Source organism: Nocardiopsis sp. NPDC101807 (genome assembly GCF_044766605.1).
In the GTDB taxonomy this organism is placed as follows: domain Bacteria; phylum Actinomycetota; class Actinomycetes; order Streptosporangiales; family Streptosporangiaceae; genus Nocardiopsis; species Nocardiopsis tropica.
Map to the genome: position 1 here is coordinate 92,929 of NZ_JBIWMK010000004.1, position 16,049 is coordinate 108,977.

The following is a 16,049-nucleotide window of genomic DNA, read 5'->3' on the forward strand; positions in this document are numbered from 1 at the left end:
CCGGGGCACGGTGCGCCTCGCGGCGCCCGCGCCCCGGGAACGCGGGAGGGCCGGGACGCCCACGGCGTCCCGGCCCCCGGGGGGCGGTCAGGGGGCGGACGGCGCGTCCGCCGCCCCCGTCCCGCCGCTACTCGTCGTCCTCGTCCTCGTCGCGGCGGCGCTTCTTCTTGCCGTCCCGGCCCGGGCGCAGCAGCGCCTCGGCCAGGGCGAGCACCGTCTCCTCCAGGGAGGAGAACCGCTTGGTGATGTCGTCGTGCGAGTTCTCGACCGCCTCGGTGACGGTCTCCTCCAGCTCGTGGCGGTCCGGGCGCTGCTTGAGCTCGCGCAGCACCGGGGCCACCGCCGAGGTGACGTGCTCGTCGATCTCGTCCAGCTTGCCGGAGTGGTCCAGCTGCGGGCGGTCCACCAGGTCGGTCAGGCGGCGGTGCAGCTCGCTGACCTCCATGGTCTGCGGAAGCTGGTTGAGCCGCTGGTTGAGCGCCTCCAGCCGGTCGTCGATGGCCTCCATGCGGCCGTCCACGCCCTCGAAGTGCCCGCTGACGCCCTCGAACTGGCCCTCGACGCCGTTGATCCGGCCGTCCACGCCGTCCAGGCGGCCGTTGACACCGTCCATCCGGCCGTCGATGCGGTCGATCTTGCCCTCGACGGACTCGAAGCTTCCCTCGAAGTGCCCCTCGAAGGTGTCGAAGCGGTCGGTGAGGCGGCCCAGCTCGTGGTCCACCTTGCCGGTGATCTGCGAGAGGTGGTTGTCGACCTTGCCGGTCAGCGCCTCGCGCTGCCGCTCCAGGCGCTCGTCCAGCGCGCCGCGGTGGGCCTCGACCTGCTCGGTGAGGGCCTCGGCCAGCGTCCGGTGCCGCTCCTCGGACTCCGTGGAGAGCCTGTCGCCGGACTCCCGGACGGACGCGCGCAGCTCCGCGAAGCCCGCGGTGACCCGCTCGGAGTCCTCGGAGATCCGGGCGCCCAGGGCGTCGGCGCGCTCGGCCAGGGCCTCGCGCAGCCGCTCCGACGTGGACTCGGCGTGCTCCCGGGTCTCGGTGCGGCCCAGCTCCATCTCCTCGCCGAGCTCGGCCAGGCGCTGGCGCAGGTGGGTGCGCAGCTCGGTGAGCGACGACTCGTGGTTCTCCCGCAGCTTGGCGAGCGACCCCGTGACGTCGGCGACGGCGGCGGTCGCCTCGGCGTGGTTCTCCTCGGCCTGCGTGCTGAGGTAGCCGACGCTCTCCGCGACCTTGGCGGCCAGGGCCTCGTGCCTGCCGGTGAGGGCCTCGTGGCGCTCGCCGGACGCGGCCGCCAGGGCGGTGAGCTCCCCGGCCAGGGCGGTGGTGCGCTCGCCCAGCTCGCCGGTGTTCTCCTGGAGGCGGGCCAGCAGGGTCTCGTGCTGCTGCGCGGTGAGCTCCTCCACGGAGGCGCGCAGCTCGGCCGTGCGCTCCTCCAGTGCGGTGCGCAGTCCGGCCGTGCGCTCCTCGCCCGCGGCGCGGAGCTCGGCGGCCCGCTCGTCGGCGGAGGCGCGGAGGTCGCCGGTGCGCTCCTCCACGAGGGCCCGCAGCTCGCCGGAGACCTCTTCGGCCTTGGCGGTGAGGGTCTCGCCCAGGCCGGTGCCGACGGCGGTGAGGGCCTCGCGGCTCTCGGCGACGGCGCCCGCCAGGCTCTCGCGCCCGGCCTCGACGGCGCCGGTGATCTCGGTCCGCCCGGCGGCCAGCGCCTCGGCCAGCTCGGTGCGCCCCTCGGCCAGGGAGTCGGAGAGCTCGGTGCGGCTCTCGGCCAGAGCGGTGACGACGGCCCCGTGCCGCTCGCCGGAGACCTCGGAGAGGGCGGACAGCGACGCCTCGACGGCCTCGGCCTTGGCGGTGAGCGCGGCGAGGGCGGTGTCGAGGGAGTCCAGGCGGGCGCCCACGGTCTCGCTCAGCCCGTTCAGGCGCTCACCGAGCTCGGTGACCTGGTCGGCCGTCCGGTCGCCGGTCTCGGCCATCCGCTGGAGGCGGGTGAGCACGGTGTCCAGGTGTCCGGCGATGCGCTGTGTGTCGGCCCTCAGGGACGGCATGTCCGACAGCGGCTTGACCTGCTGGCCGACGACCTCGATGTGCTCGGCGAGGGTCTCGGCCCATTCCGGCGGGCGGGCGAGGAAGTCGTCGATGCGCCCGTTGACCGTGGTGACGGACTCGGCGAGGGAGGTGAGCTCGCGCTCGCGCAGTTCGCGGAGCAGCCACTCCATCCCCTCGAGGCGCTGGCGCATCTCCTCGCTGACGGCGCCCTGCGACTTCTGCTCGGAGACGTGCTCCTGGGCGGCCTGGGAGAGCAGGTCACGCATCCGGTCGGAGACACCGGACTGGCCTCCCCCGTTGAGGAAGTTGTGGTTGGTCTGTTCCACCGAGGTGCTCCTTTGGTTCTGGCGCTCCCGTACCCATGCGGGGGAGTGGACGGTTCCGGACGGGTCGGGTTCTCGATGGTCCCCGGGCGGGCGGCGCCCCCGGACGGTTACCGCCCTATCGTGACTGGAGTGTGACTGTCCGTATATGTACGGCGCAAGGCCCGAGATCCGACCGCATCGCGGGGCGGGCCGCTCACACGAGTCTTCCGGGTGAATCCATGAGAAGGGAAGGACTGCAGCGGTCGCCAGTTTAACGACCGGGGCCCCTGCGCCCCCAGGGGACGGCGGAAGATCTGGGTGAGAGAGGTAACGATCTGGGGTCCGCGCGCCCGCCGCCGGGCGTGCCGGGAGCCCGGGCGCCGACGGGCCGCCGCCGGGGGATCACCCCGGGGAGGGGGTCCCGACCTCGCGGCACAGCAGGCAGAAGGGCCGGTCGCCGATCCTGGTGAGGACCACGGTCACCGACTCCGGGCCCGACGCCCGCAGATCGCGGCGCAGCTTCTCCGTGTCCACCGCCGATCCGCGTTTCTTGATCGTTACCGTCCCGGCGTCCAGCGCCCGCACCGCAGACCTCAGGCGCTTCAAGGAGAACGGCAGCATCTCCACCACCTCCAGCACCCGCCACAGCGGTGACACGGCCGCCGTGTCCGCGGTGAAGTAGGCGATCCGCTCGTCCAGCAGCGCGCCGTCCACCCGCGCCGCCGCCTCCGCCACCAGGTGCGACCGCACCACGGCCGGGTCCGGGTCGTACAGGTAGCGCCGGGCCGGGGCCACGGGCGCCGGACCCGCCCCGGGGTCGGCGTCCAGGTGCGCGGCCGCCCCCTCCCGGGCCAGCAGGCCCTCGCGCTCGTGCAGGACCGTGGCGCGCCGCCGGGCCCCCGCGCCCTCCGCCAGGGCGCCGAACCACAGGGCCGTCTCCTTGAGCTCCCCGTCCACCGAGATCCACTCGGCGGAGGCGTCCTCGGGCAGCGCCTCGTGCGGGATGCCCGGCGCCGCCTTCAGACAGGCGGCCTCCGCGGCCCCGGCCAGCCGCGTCGCCACGTCCCACGGGGGGGAGTAGGCGGCCGGGTCGAACACCCGGCCGCGCCCGCCGCGCCGGGCGGGGTCGCAGAACAGCAGCGGGTAGCGGCCGACCGCCGACGCGTCGACCTCGCCCTCGCGGACCCGCGCCAGGTCCGACAGCCCGAGGGCCCCGATGTTGGCGCGGGCCACCGCCACCGTCAGCGGGTCGGAGTCCACGCCCTCCACGGGGACGCCGCGCCCGGCCAGCGCCAGCAGGTCCGCGCCGATCCCGCAGCACAGGTCGCCCGCGGCGCCGCCCGCCGGCACCGCCCCCGCGACCGCCGCGGTCCGCTCCGCCCGGTAGTCGGCCACGACGCGCCGGGTGGACTGCTCCAGGCCGTTCGGGGTGAAGAACATCCGCTCCGCCCGGTCGCCGAACTTGGCCCGGCCGCGCTCGCGGAGGGAGACCTGGGTCAGGAGCGCGTTGACCAGCTCCGAGACGGGTAGGTCCGGGTCCAGGGCCGCCACGCGCGGGTCGGACCGCAGCAGGGACGCCGTGCCGAGCTGGTCCCGGACCGCGCCCCCCGGGTCGACGTCCGCCAGCACCTCCCGGCCCGCGTCGGAGAGCAGCGCCTCGAAGGCGGGCACGCGCATGGGGTTCACCTCGGACGTCGAAGGGCGGTCTGTGTCGGCGGTCCCGGACCCCCGCGCGTCGACGGGCCCCGGGGCGCGGGGCAGGATGCCCGGCTCCTCACGGAAGTCCCCGAGCGGGGGTCACGGTCGCATTTCCATTCTGGCACTCTCAGGGGTAGAGTGCTAATCGCGACGACGCCGGTCTGGCACCCGCGACGACAGGCCGCCTCTGTCGCCCCTTTTTCGCAGTCGGTCCGCGTGCCAGCGCGGGCCGGAGCCAGTACACCGAAACCTTGAAGGGGGAGGTCACACCGTGTCGACCGCCACCAAGACCGTGCTGAAGCCGCTCGAGGACCGCGTCGTGGTCAGGACGCTGGAGGCCGAGCAGACCACCGCTTCCGGTCTGGTCATCCCGGACACCGCCAAGGAGAAGCCCCAGGAGGGCGAGATCCTCGCCGTGGGCCCCGGCCGTTGGGACGACGAGGGCGACAAGCGCATCCCGCTGGACGTGAAGGTCGGCGACGTCGTCCTCTACAGCAAGTACGGCGGCACCGAGGTCAAGTACGACGGCCAGGAGTACCTGGTCCTCTCCGCCCGCGACCTGCTCGCGGTCGTCGAGAAGTAGGTCTCGACGGGGCCCGGTCCGCCGGGCTCGGAGCCAGGCATCCCGCACCGGTCGGCATAACGCCGGGCGGGGCGGGATGCTCGTTTTATACGAGCCTCAAGAGGAAGCACCCACATGCCGAAGATCCTGGAGTTCGAGGACGACGCCCGCCGCGCCCTCGAGCGGGGCGTCGACCGCCTCGCCAACGCCGTCAAGGTGACGCTCGGCCCGCGCGGCCGCAACGTCGTCATCGACAAGAAGTTCGGCGCCCCCACCATCACGAACGACGGCGTGACCGTCGCCCGTGAGATCGAGCTGGACGACCCGTACGAGAACCTGGGCGCCCAGCTGGTCAAGGAGGTCGCCACCAAGACCAACGACGCCGCCGGCGACGGCACCACCACCGCGACCGTCCTGGCCCAGGCCCTGGTCCGCGAGGGTCTGCGCAGCGTCACCTCCGGCGCCTCCCCGCTCGCCCTCAAGAGGGGCATCGACGCCGCGGCCGCCCGCGTCTCCGAGATCCTCCTGGAGCGCGCCCGCCCCGTCGAGGAGCGCGAGGACATCGCCTACGTGGCGACCAACTCCGCCCAGGACGCCCAGATCGGCGACCTGATCGCCGAGGCGTTCGACAAGGTCGGCAAGGACGGCGTCATCACGGTGGAGGAGGCCCCCACCTTCGGGATGGACCTCGACTTCACCGAGGGGCTCCAGTTCGACAAGGGCTACGTCTCGCCCTACTTCGTCACCGACGGCGACCGCCAGGAGGCGGTGCTGGAGGACGCCCTCATCCTCATCAACCAGGGGAAGATCAGCAGCCTCAACGAGCTGCTGCCCCTGCTGGAGAAGGTCGTCCAGAGCAAGAAGCCGCTCCTGATCATCGCCGAGGACATCGACGGCGACGCGCTGGGCGCCCTGGTGCTCAACAAGATCCGGGGCACGCTCAACGTCGCCGCCGTCAAGGCGCCCGGCTTCGGCGAGCGCCGCAAGGCCATGCTCCAGGACATCGCCGTCCTCACCGGCGGCCAGGTCATCGCCGAGGAGGTCGGCCTGACCCTGGAGAACGCCGAGCTCGACGCGCTGGGCAGCGCCCGCCGCACCGTCATCACGAAGGACGCCACCACCGTCGTCGACGGTGCGGGCGAGCAGTCCGAGATCGACGACCGCGTGCGCCAGATCCGCAAGGAGATCGAGGCGAGCGACTCCGACTGGGACCGCGAGAAGCTCCAGGAGCGCCTGGCCAAGCTCGCGGGCGGCGTGTCCGTCCTGCGCGTCGGCGCCGCCACCGAGGTGGAGCTCAAGGAGAAGAAGCACCGCCTGGAGGACGCCATCTCGGCGACCCGCGCGGCCATCGAGGAGGGCATCGTCGCCGGCGGCGGGGCCTCCCTGGTGCACGCGGCGTCCGCCCTGGACGACCTCGGTCTGACCGGCGACGAGGCCACCGGTGTGGCGATCGTGCGCCGCGCCCTGGTCGAGCCCGCCCGGTGGATCGCGGAGAACGCGGGCGCCGAGGGCTACGTCGTGACCCACCGGATCTCCGAGCTGGAGGTCGGCCACGGTTACAACGCCGCCAAGGGCACCTACGGCGACCTGACCGCCCAGGGCATCCTGGACCCGGTCAAGGTCTCCCGCTCCGCCGTCCAGAACGCCGCGTCCATCGCGGGCATGCTCCTGACCACCGAGGTCCTGGTGGCGGACAAGCCCGAGGAGGAGGCGGACGACCACGGCCACGGCCACGGTCACTGACCCCTCGCGCCGGACCCGGTGACGGGTCGGGCGCGAAACCGGCCCGGGGGCGGGACACGTCGGTGTCCCGCCCCCGCGCACTACCACGTGCGCCCCTCTTTTCCCCCTGGAGTGTGTGGCGTTTTCGGACGTTTTTCCCAAAACGTGACCATTCCGTAGTTGGCGATTGGAGCGGTTGGGTCCCGCAGTGGGGGCATCATTCCTAACGTGACGGATGCAGGCGCCCGGGGGGGCGCTACCGCGCAGCGGCCAGGAACACACGGGCAGGCGGACTCCGCCGCCCGCGACACAGGGTTGAACCATCTGGGGTCGCTCGCCGTCCGGGGGGACGACGGGGCCATGGACTCGCTGTTGCGCGCGGTCCGGCCCATGGTGGTCAGGTACTGCCAGGCACGCCTCGCACGGGTCTCGGGCCTGGCCCACTACTCCGACGACGTGGCGCAGGAAGTGTGCATCGCGCTGCTCTCGGCCGTGCCGCGCTACCAGGACCGGGGCCGCCCCTTCGCGGCCTTCGTGTTCGGCATCGCCGCCCACAAGGTCGCCGACACCCTGCGCGTCGCGGGCAGGGTGGAGACGGTGCCCACCGACGCGGTGCCCGAGCAGCCGGACGACGACCCGGGGCCGGAGGAGTCGGCGGTGCGGGTGATCGAGGCCCAGCGCGCCAGGGAGCTCCTCGACGAGCTGCCGGAACAGCAGCGCAAGCTCCTGGTCATGAGGGTGATCGCAGGACTGACAGCGGATGAGACGGGACATGTACTGGGAATGTCGGCGGGCGCGGTACGGGTCGCCCAGCACCGAGCTATCGCTCGGCTTCGGCAGGTGGCCGTGGCGAACCGCCTCCTCCCCTGACCACGGCGGACGCCCCCGTCCCGGGCGCCGCGTGTGCCCCGACCGCCCACGGGCCCACGGCCGCTGCCGCTACCGCCCCGGCGGGGCCGGACGCCGCCGCCCCGGCTGGCACTGAGCCTGTCGTACCGGGCGCCGGTCCCGCCCTCGGGCACGTCGGCCGACCGTGGCCCCGGCCGCTCCGGTGGACGGGCCCCTTCGTGCTGCCCGGCCGCTCCGGTGGACGGGCCGCCCGTGGACGCCCCGCTCAGCGGCGGACGGCCCCTCCCGGTTCCTCCCGCGGGAAGCCCGGGGCGCCGGCCGGTGTTGTGCGGAGACAGGGGCGGGCAGGTCCGCCCGGACGCGGCCCCAAACCGTGATACCGCTCACTTTCGGGTCGGGGTGACGGGTCAAACACCTCATTCCACCGGGGCCGCACAGGGCGACGACCTAGGATGAGACGACACGCGGGGGCGAAACCGCGCAGGTGTGCCGGGAAAGCGGAGGTTGTGTCATGGGCCAGGAGTACAGCGACTACGGGGACAAACTGCTGCCGCCGGGGTTGACCTACGACGACGTGCTCCTCGTACCGGCCTACTCCGACCTCCAGCCGGGCGAGGTGGACACCACCACCCGCCTGTCCCGCAACATCACCCTGAGCATCCCCCTGCTGTCCGCGGCGATGGACACCGTCACCGAGGCCCGGATGGCCGTGGCCATGGCCCGCCAGGGCGGCGCCGGCGTCCTGCACCGCAACCTCTCCGCCGAGGACCAGGCCAGCCAGATCGACCTGGTCAAGCGCTCCGAGGCCGGGATGGTCACCGACCCCGTCACCTGCAAGCCGGAGGACGACCTCGCCGAGGTCGAGCGCCTGTGCGCCCACTACCGGATCTCGGGCGTCCCCGTCACCGACGCCGCCGGCTCCCTCGTCGGCATCGTCACCAACAGGGACATGCGCTTCGAGAGCGACCGCACCCGGCTGGTCCGCGACGTCATGACCACCGAGAACCTGGTCACCGCTCCCGTCGGCGTGAGCCGCGAGCAGGCCTTCGAGCTGCTCCGCAGGCACAAGGTCGAGAAGCTGCCCCTGGTCGACGCGCAGAACCGCCTGCGCGGCCTGATCACCGTCAAGGACTTCATCAAGAGCGAGCAGTTCCCCGACGCCACCAAGGACGCCGACGGGCGCCTGGTCGTCGGCGGCGCCGTCGGCGTCGGACCCGAGGCCGAGGAGCGGGCCAAGCTGCTCGTCGAGGCCGGGGTCGACTTCGTCGTCGTGGACACCGCGCACGGCCACTCCGCCGGGCTCGCCGACATGATCGCCAAGCTCAAGGCCAACTCCCGCGCCGACATCGTCGCGGGCAACGTGGCCACGCGGGCCGGCGCCCAGCTGCTCGTCGACGCCGGGGCCGACGCCGTCAAGGTCGGTGTGGGCCCGGGCTCCATCTGCACCACCCGCGTCGTCGCCGGCGTCGGGGCGCCGCAGCTCACCGCCATCCTGGAGGCCTCCAGGGCCTGTGGTCCGGCGGGCGTCCCGCTCATCGCGGACGGCGGGCTCCAGTACTCCGGCGAGATCGCCAAGGCCATCGCCGCGGGCGCCAGCACGGTCATGCTCGGCAGCCTGCTCGCGGGCGTCGAGGAGAGCCCCGGAGAGCTGATCTTCATCAACGGCAAGCAGTTCAAGGCCTACCGGGGCATGGGCTCGCTCGGCGCCATGCGGGGCCGCTCCTTCTCCAAGGACCGCTACGCCCAGGCCGACGTCGCCTCCGAGGACAAGCTGGTCCCCGAGGGCATCGAGGGCCAGGTGCCCTTCCGCGGCCCGCTCCAGGCGGTCGCCCACCAGCTGGTCGGGGGCCTCCACCAGTCCATGTGGTACGCGGGGACCCGTACCGTGCCCGAACTCCGCGAGCGCGGCCAGCTGATGCGGATCACCAGCGCCGGACTGCGGGAGAGCCACCCGCACGACATCAAGATGACCGTCGAGGCGCCCAACTACAACGCGCGCTGACCCGTCCCGCGCGCCGGTCCGCCGGCGCGTCGGCGGTGCGGGCCGTCCGGGAGACCCCTCCCGGGCGGCCCGTTCGCGTCTCCCCCTTTCCGCCCCCGCCCCGGCTGCGGTGCGGGGCGGCTCCGCCGCCCGGACGGTTCGGGGGCCCGGGAGCGCCGAGGACCCGGCCCCCACGGGAACGGGTGAGGCCCCCGGGGCCCGCCCGGCCGGTGGGGCTGCGACCCGCCCGGCCCCGGTGCGCGAGTCCAGGCGGAGCGGGTCAAACCCGGTCCAACTTTTGGGCGGATAGACTCTCGGCGGCAGGAAAGACGCCGGTAGACGAGCCGGTGACGCACGTCAGAGGGGATCGAAACGTTGGCGCAGGTGGAGATCGGGCTGGGCAAGAACGGGCGCCGGGCCTATGAGCTCGACGAGATCGGGATCGTGCCTGCCCGACGCACGAGGGACCCGGAGGAGGTGTCGATCGCCTGGCAGATCGACGCCTACCGGTTCGAGACGCCGCTGGTGGTCAGCCCCATGGACAGCGTCGCCTCCCCCAAGACGGTCGTGGCCGTCGGGGAGCAGGGCGGTCTGGGCGTGCTCGACCTGGAGGGCCTCTGGACCCGCTACGAGGACCCGGAACCGCTGCTCCAGGAGATCCGCGAACTCGACGACGTCGCGGCCACCAGGCGGCTCCAGGAGATCTACGCCGCCCCCATCCGGGAGGAGCTGATCGGCCGCCGGATCGAGGAGATCCGCGACGCCGGCCTGGTCACCGCGGCGCGGCTGTCGCCGCAGCGCACCGCCCAGTACCACAAGGCCGTCGTCGACGCCGGCGTGGACATCTTCGTGATCCGCGGCACCACGGTGTCCGCCGAGCACGTGTCCGGGCGCGCCGAGCCGCTCAACCTCAAGCAGTTCATCTACGACCTGGACGTCCCGGTCGTGGTGGGCGGGTGCGCCACCTACACCGCGGCCCTGCACCTGATGCGGACCGGCGCGGCCGGCGTCCTGGTGGGCTTCGGCGGCGGTTCCGGGCACACCACGCGGTCCGTGCTCGGCGTGGCCGTGCCGATGGCGAGCGCCATCGGCGACGTGGCCGCCGCGCGCCGCGACTACCTGGACGAGTCCGGGGGCCGCTACGTGCACGTCATCGCGGACGGCGGCATGACCGGCAGCGGTGACATCGCCAAGGCCCTGGCCTGCGGCGCCGACGCCGTCATGGTGGGTTCGCCCCTGGCGCGGGCCACGGAGGCCCCCGGCGGCGGCTACCACTGGGGCAGCGAGGCCCACCACGAGGAGCTGCCGCGCGGCGAGCGGGTCAGGGTGGGCACCATCGGCGACCTCAAGTCGATCCTGCACGGCCCGGCCGACACCAGCGACGGTTCCATGAACCTCATGGGCGCCCTGCGCCGCACGATGGCCACCTCCGGCTACACGGACCTCAAGGAGTTCCAGCGGGTCGAGGTCGTCGTCAACCCGCACCGCTAGGCGTACGCGTCCCGAACGGGTCGAGGGGGCCGTGCCGTGCGGCACGGCCCCCCCGCGTCCGCGCAGGCCCGGGCGCGGGGCCGGACCGACGCGCCCCGCGGCCCCGTGAGCGGCCCGGTGGCCGGGACGGCGCCGCCCGGGGGCCGGGCCCCACGTCCCTGAACTGGGAGAACGGGGGTGGGGGTGGGATCGATGAGCACCGACTGTCCCTGGTCGCGTACTTTGGTGACGCGTGATGTGCAGTTGACCTTTTCTTGACGAGCGGGGAGCCAGATGGGCAGCCGACGGGACACCGGTACCGGGAGGCGTCGAAGTCGTGGTCCGGTGATCGCCGTCTGTGTGACGCTCTCACTGTGCCTGTTGGTGACGGGAGGAGTGTTCTACCTGGTGGGGCGGGTGTCCGACGCCCTCAACGAGTGGTCCCCGCCCGCCGGGCAGACCGCCGAACCCCAGGCCGGGACCATCGAGACGCCGCCGCACGACCAGCTCACGGGGCCGCCGGACCGCTCCGAGCTGACGGCGGCCGAGGCGGACCCGGGCGCGTCCGGGGAGCCGGGCGCCGACGAGCGGCACACCCCGGAGCCGACCGCCCCGCGCGCCGAGGGCGCCTGGGTGGAGCGGGTGGCCGAGGCGACGACCATCCCGAGCCGGGCCCTGGAGGGGTACGCGAGCGCGCAGCTGGTGATGGCCGAGGACCAGCCGTCCTGCCAGCTGTCCTGGCCCACCCTGGCCGGGATCGGCATGGTGGAGTCGATCCACGGCACCTACGCCGGGGGCGAGCTCGGACCGGACGGCACCACGACCGTGGACATCATCGGCATCCCGCTCGACGGCACCAACAACACCCGCGCCATCCCCGACACCGACGGCGGCCGGTACGACGGCGACACCGAGTGGGACCGGGCCATCGGCCCGATGCAGTTCATCCCGACGACGTGGGGGCGCTGGGGCGCCTCGCTGGAGGGCGGCGACCCCGACCCGCACAACATCGACGACGCGGCGCTGGCCGCCGCCCGGTACCTGTGCTCGGAGGGCCGCGACCTGACCGACGCGGCCGACTGGGAGGACGCGATCCTGGAGTACAACCAGTCCAGGGAGTACCTCAACGACGTCCTCGCCTACGCGCACGCCTACGCCGACGCGTCCGCCTGAGCGGTTCCGTCCACAGGCCCCGACGGGGGCCTCCCGCGGAGCGGTTCCGCGTGGTTCCCTGGAATCGGGGGGTCCCCGGGCCCGCTCCGCGCAGCCGTGCCCGCGCTCACCCGCGCGCCCCGGCCCCCTCCGGTGCGCCGGTCCCCGCGGCCCCGCCCGCCGTGCCGGTCCCGGGCGTCCTGTCCCCGCCCCCGGTCCCGCCGTCCGCGCCGGTCCCGGACGTACCGCCTGCCCTGTGGCCCCCGCCCCCGGCCTCCCGCGCGAGCGCGTCGCTCTCCTCCCGGGTGGGGACGCCCTCCCGGGCGAGCGCGCTCTCGGGGGCGAGCCGGGCGAGCAGTGTCCGGCTGATGTCGAGCAGCTGGTCGCGCTGCTCGGCGCTGAGCACGTCGAACAGGTTCTCCCGCATGCTGACCACGTGCCTCGCGCCGGCGTCCCGCAGGACCCCGCGGGCCTTGTCGGTCAGGACGGCGAACCAGCTGCGGCGGTCCTCCTCGCAGTGCACGCGGTCCACGAGGCCCGCCTCGGCCAGCTTCCGCACCGCGTGCGAGATCCGGCTGGCCCTGGTGTGGGTCAGCTCGGCCAGGTCGCTCATCCGCAGTGACCCGTGCTCGGTCTTCGAGAGCAGGACGAGCAGCTCGTAGTAGGTCAGGGGGAGGTCGACCTCCTGCTGGACGTCGCGCTCCACGCGCTGGTCCAGCAGGCGGAAGGCCAGTGTGGCGGCGTCCCAGGTCCGCTCCTCGGACGTGCTGATCCCGCAGTGCTCGCTCATGGTCAAATGCTACCAGTTTGGAATGTTGCGCACTGAAGCATTCTGCCTTACTCTCGTGCTGAATAGTTCAGCGCTGTAGCAAAACCCTCCCAGAGAGCCGTGCCCCATGAATCCCACCGAACCCGCAGCCTCCACCGGCCCCGGAGCGCCCGCCCGTCTCGCGGGCCCGGCAGAGCCCCGGTCCACCGCCGGCCCCGGGCGACCCCGCCGGGCCGTCCTCGCGCTCGCCGTCCTGGCGCTGGCCCACTTCACCATCTCGGTCGACTTCAACATCGTCTACATCGCTCTGCCGCAGATCGGCGCGGACCTCGGCTTCGGCCCCGCCTCGCTCCAGTGGGTGGTCACCGCCTTCTCGCTCGGCTACGGCGGCTTCCTCCTCCTCGGCGGCCGGGCCGCCGACCGGCTCGGCGCGCGCCGCATGCTCGTGGCCGGCGCCGCCCTCATGGGCGCGGCCTCCGTCGCCGGGGCCCTTGCCCAGGACCCCGGGGTCCTGATCGCCGCCCGCGCGCTCCAGGGGCTCGGCGCCGCGGCGCTCTTCCCCGCCACCCTCTCCCTGCTCAACAACACCTTCCGGAAGGGGCCCGAACGCACGCGCGCCATGGCGGTGTGGGGGACCGCCGGCGCGTTCGGCGCCCTGGCCGGAGGCGCCGTCGGAGGCATCCTCACCAGCGTGTTCGGCTGGCCCTCGGTGTTCTGGGCGCTCGTCCCGGCCACCCTCGCGGTCGTGGTGGCGGCCCCGGGCGTGCTCCCGGCCGACGGGCGCCGCCCCGCACGGGCCGGGTTCGACCTGCCCGGAGCGGCGGCGGTCACCGCCGGGTCCCTCCTGGTGGTCCTCGGCATCTCCCTCGGGCAGAGTGCCGGGTGGGCCTCCTGGCAGAGCGCCGGGGCGATCCTCCTCGGCCTGCTGACCCTGGGGGCGCTGCTGCTCCTCGAACGCCGCGCCCCGGACCCCCTGCTGCCGGCGGGCCTGCTCACCAACCGCCCCCTGCTGGTCACCATGGCGCTGGTCTTCGTGCTCATGGGAACCGTGAACACGCTGCACTACGTGTACACGACGCACGTCCAGGGCGCCCTCGGCCTCAGCCCGCTCGCGGCGGGGCTCGGCTTCCTCCCGCAGGGGCTGGCCGCCATGCTCGGCTCGGCCCTGCTCCTGCCGCCGCTGCTCGACCGGTGGGGCGTCCGCCGAGCGCTGGCGGCCGGCATGGCCGGGTCGGGCGCCACCGCGGCCCTCTTCGCCGTGGCCGTCGCCGCCGACTCCTACTGGGCGGTGCTCCCGGCGGTCGTCCTGCTCGGGGTGACGGCGGGGACCACCTACCCGGTGCTGTTCGCCGCCGCCGCGTCGGGCGTCGCCGACGACGAACAGGGGGTCGGTTCGGCGATGGTGTCCACCGCCCAGCAGATCGGCGCCGCCGTCGGCCTGGCGTCCCTGGTCGCCGTCGCCGACGCCGCCGCGGGGCCCGCCTCCTCCGGGCTCGGCGCCGCCTCCCTCGCGGGCGGTCTGGCCACCGCGGCCGCCGCCCTCCTCGCCCTGGCGCTGCGGGGCCGTCCGGCCGGATGAGCCGCCGGGCAGGTCCGCGCACCGCCCTGCGGCCGGCGCGTCCCTGGGCCGCCGCGCGGAGGACACGCCGGTCCGGGGGCGGGCGCACGGCGCGCCCGCCCCCGGGCGGCTAGCCTGGTTCCCTCTGATCGCCCCGATGGACACGGGCCCCGGGTGGGTATGCGCCTGGGAGTAACACCATCGAGACGGAGGACCACGGATGGCTACCACCTGGCTGGGACCGAAGGGGCGCGCCGAGGCGCTCGCGTCGATGAAGGACGGGGAACTCGACGTCCTCGTGGTCGGGGGAGGCATCGTCGGGGCCGGTATCGCCCTGGACGCGGTCTCGCGCGGGCTGTCCACGGGGCTCGTCGAGGCACGCGACTTCGCCTCGGGCACCTCCAGCAGATCCAGCAAACTCATCCACGGCGGACTGCGCTACCTGGAGCAGTTCGACTTCGAGCTCGTCCGCGAGGCGCTGCACGAACGCGGTCTGCTCCTCACCACCATCGCGCCGCACCTGGTCCGCCCGGTGCCCTTCCTGTTCCCGTTCGCGCGGCAGTGGGAGCGCGCCTACATCGGCGCGGGCGTCACGCTGTACGACGCCCTGGCGATGTCCTCCCGCAACAACCGGGGGCTCCCCTCCCACCGGCACCTGAGCAGGAACGGCGCGCTGAAGGTCTTCCCGGCCCTCAAGCGCAGCGCCCTGGCGGGGGCGATCCAGTACTGGGACTGCCAGGTGGACGACGCCCGGCTCGTCACCAGCGTGCTGCGCACCGCCGCCGGACTGGGGGCCGGGATCGCGTCCCGGGTCCAGGCGGTCGGGTTCCTGCGCGAGGGCGAACACGTCGTCGGCGCCAGCGTCGCCGACCTGGAGACCGGCGACGAGCTGCGCATCCGCGCCCGTCAGGTGGTCAACGCCGCGGGGGTGTGGACCGACGACATCCAGGAGATGGTCGGCGGTCGCGGGCAGATCCACGTCAGCGCCTCCAAGGGCATCCACCTGGTCGTCCCGCGCGACCGCATCCAGGCCTCCTCCGGCATGATCCTGCGCACGGAGAAGAGCGTCCTGTTCGTCATCCCGTGGGGCCGCCACTGGATCATCGGCACCACCGACACCGCCTGGGACCTGGACAAGGAGAACCCTGCGGCGAGCCGCGCCGACATCGACTACGTCCTGGACCACGTCAACCAGGTCCTGCGCACGCCCCTGGGCAGGGACGACGTCGAGGGCGTGTACGCGGGGCTGCGGCCCCTGCTGACGGGCGAGTCCGAGGAGACGTCCAAGCTGTCCCGGGAGCACACGGTCGCCCACCCGGTGCCGGGCCTGGTCCTCATCGCGGGGGGCAAGTACACCACCTACCGGGTGATGGCCAAGGACGCGGTGGACGCGGTCGCCCACGGCCTGGGCGGCGGCGTCCCACAGTCGGTCACCGACCGGCTTCCGCTGGTGGGCGCGGACGGCTACGCAGCGCTCTACAACCAGCGGTACCGGCTCGCCCGCGACTCGGGCCTGCACGTCTCCCGGATCACCCACCTGCTCCGCCGCCACGGCTCCGGCGTGCACGACCTGCTCGACCTCGTCAGGGAGCGCCCCGACCTGGGACGCCCGCTCGCGGCGGCCGACGACTACCTGCGCGCGGAGATCGTCTACGCCGCGGAGGCGGAGGGGGCGCGCCACCTGGAGGACGTCCTCTCCCGGCGGACCCGGATCTCCTTCGAGACCTGGGACCGGGGGATCGCCGCGGCCGAGGAGGCCGCCGAACTCCTCGCCGGGCCGCTGGACTGGAGCAAGGAGCAGATCCAGCGGGAGGTGGAGTACTACCGCAAGGGGATCGAGGCGGAGCGCGCGGCCCAGGAGCAGGACACCGACCAGGAGGCCGACGCCATTCAGCACGGGGCGCCCGAGATCGTCCCGGAGGCGCGCGTCACCCGGAACTGACC

11 protein-coding genes are annotated in these 16,049 nt (G+C 73.7%); 8 read left to right on the forward strand and 3 right to left on the reverse strand.

Features of this window, described 5'->3' with window-relative positions:
• Positions 1 to 127: 127 nt before the first annotated feature.
• Together ACIRPH_RS13405 and ACIRPH_RS13410 are read right to left on the reverse strand one after the other, a co-directional pair.
• Entirely contained in the window at positions 128 to 2,365 is a 2,238-nt protein-coding gene (locus ACIRPH_RS13405; RefSeq protein WP_402913537.1) for a hypothetical protein, read from the reverse strand.
• Positions 2,366 to 2,746: 381 nt separating this feature from the next.
• The gene (locus tag ACIRPH_RS13410) at positions 2,747 to 4,021 is read right to left on the reverse strand and encodes an SAM-dependent methyltransferase (protein ID WP_402913540.1); all 1,275 of its coding nucleotides are present in this window, start codon (positions 4,019 to 4,021) and stop codon (positions 2,747 to 2,749) included.
• Between the two features lie 292 nt (positions 4,022 to 4,313).
• Between ACIRPH_RS13410 and groES the strand changes: the two genes are divergently transcribed.
• From groES to ACIRPH_RS13440, 6 genes are all read left to right on the forward strand, one after another.
• Positions 4,314 to 4,625: a co-chaperone GroES gene (groES, locus tag ACIRPH_RS13415; protein WP_267948087.1), complete on the forward strand. Its 312-nt coding sequence runs from the start codon at positions 4,314 to 4,316 to the stop codon at positions 4,623 to 4,625.
• A 114-nt stretch (positions 4,626 to 4,739) separates the two neighbouring features.
• Complete coding sequence (gene groL, locus ACIRPH_RS13420) at positions 4,740 to 6,347, forward strand: chaperonin GroEL (RefSeq protein ID WP_402913544.1); 1,608 nt, start codon at positions 4,740 to 4,742, stop codon at positions 6,345 to 6,347.
• Between the two features lie 207 nt (positions 6,348 to 6,554).
• Positions 6,555 to 7,196 carry a sigma-70 family RNA polymerase sigma factor gene (locus ACIRPH_RS13425; RefSeq protein WP_402913546.1) on the forward strand — a complete coding sequence of 214 codons (642 nt, stop codon included), beginning with the start codon at positions 6,555 to 6,557 and terminating at the stop codon, positions 7,194 to 7,196.
• 490 nt (positions 7,197 to 7,686) lie between these two features.
• On the forward strand, positions 7,687 to 9,177 hold the full coding sequence (gene guaB / locus ACIRPH_RS13430; protein ID WP_402913548.1) for an IMP dehydrogenase: 1,491 nt from the start codon (positions 7,687 to 7,689) through the stop codon (positions 9,175 to 9,177).
• A gap of 363 nt (positions 9,178 to 9,540) precedes the next feature.
• Positions 9,541 to 10,647, forward strand: coding sequence for a GuaB3 family IMP dehydrogenase-related protein (locus ACIRPH_RS13435; RefSeq protein ID WP_402914762.1), 1,107 nt, complete (start codon positions 9,541 to 9,543; stop codon positions 10,645 to 10,647).
• 273 nt (positions 10,648 to 10,920) lie between these two features.
• Positions 10,921 to 11,799, forward strand: coding sequence for a lytic transglycosylase domain-containing protein (locus tag ACIRPH_RS13440; RefSeq protein ID WP_402913551.1), 879 nt, complete (start codon positions 10,921 to 10,923; stop codon positions 11,797 to 11,799).
• Positions 11,800 to 11,905: 106 nt separating this feature from the next.
• Here the strand turns inward: ACIRPH_RS13440 and ACIRPH_RS13445 are convergent, their stop codons facing one another.
• Positions 11,906 to 12,568, reverse strand: coding sequence for a MarR family winged helix-turn-helix transcriptional regulator (locus ACIRPH_RS13445; RefSeq protein ID WP_402913553.1), 663 nt, complete (start codon positions 12,566 to 12,568; stop codon positions 11,906 to 11,908).
• A gap of 106 nt (positions 12,569 to 12,674) precedes the next feature.
• Between ACIRPH_RS13445 and ACIRPH_RS13450 the strand changes: the two genes are divergently transcribed.
• Both ACIRPH_RS13450 and ACIRPH_RS13455 read left to right on the forward strand, forming a co-directional pair.
• Entirely contained in the window at positions 12,675 to 14,126 is a 1,452-nt protein-coding gene (locus ACIRPH_RS13450; RefSeq protein ID WP_402913556.1) for an MFS transporter, read from the forward strand.
• 199 nt (positions 14,127 to 14,325) lie between these two features.
• Positions 14,326 to 16,047: a glycerol-3-phosphate dehydrogenase/oxidase gene (locus ACIRPH_RS13455; RefSeq protein WP_402913559.1), complete on the forward strand. Its 1,722-nt coding sequence runs from the start codon at positions 14,326 to 14,328 to the stop codon at positions 16,045 to 16,047.
• The last annotated feature ends 2 nt before the right edge of the window (positions 16,048 to 16,049 follow it).

What these genes read in the sequence shown, in the direction of transcription:
- ACIRPH_RS13410 (WP_402913540.1), bottom strand. Translation starts at nt 4,021, where the DNA reads ATGCGCGTGCCCGCCTTCGAGGCGCTGCTCTCCGACGCGGGCCGGGAG.
- groL (WP_402913544.1), top strand. Translation starts at nt 4,740, where the DNA reads ATGCCGAAGATCCTGGAGTTCGAGGACGACGCCCGCCGCGCCCTCGAG.
- guaB (WP_402913548.1), top strand. Translation starts at nt 7,687, where the DNA reads ATGGGCCAGGAGTACAGCGACTACGGGGACAAACTGCTGCCGCCGGGG.
- ACIRPH_RS13440 (WP_402913551.1), top strand. Translation starts at nt 10,921, where the DNA reads ATGGGCAGCCGACGGGACACCGGTACCGGGAGGCGTCGAAGTCGTGGT.
- ACIRPH_RS13445 (WP_402913553.1), bottom strand. Translation starts at nt 12,568, where the DNA reads ATGAGCGAGCACTGCGGGATCAGCACGTCCGAGGAGCGGACCTGGGAC.
- ACIRPH_RS13450 (WP_402913556.1), top strand. Translation starts at nt 12,675, where the DNA reads ATGAATCCCACCGAACCCGCAGCCTCCACCGGCCCCGGAGCGCCCGCC.
- ACIRPH_RS13455 (WP_402913559.1), top strand. Translation starts at nt 14,326, where the DNA reads ATGGCTACCACCTGGCTGGGACCGAAGGGGCGCGCCGAGGCGCTCGCG.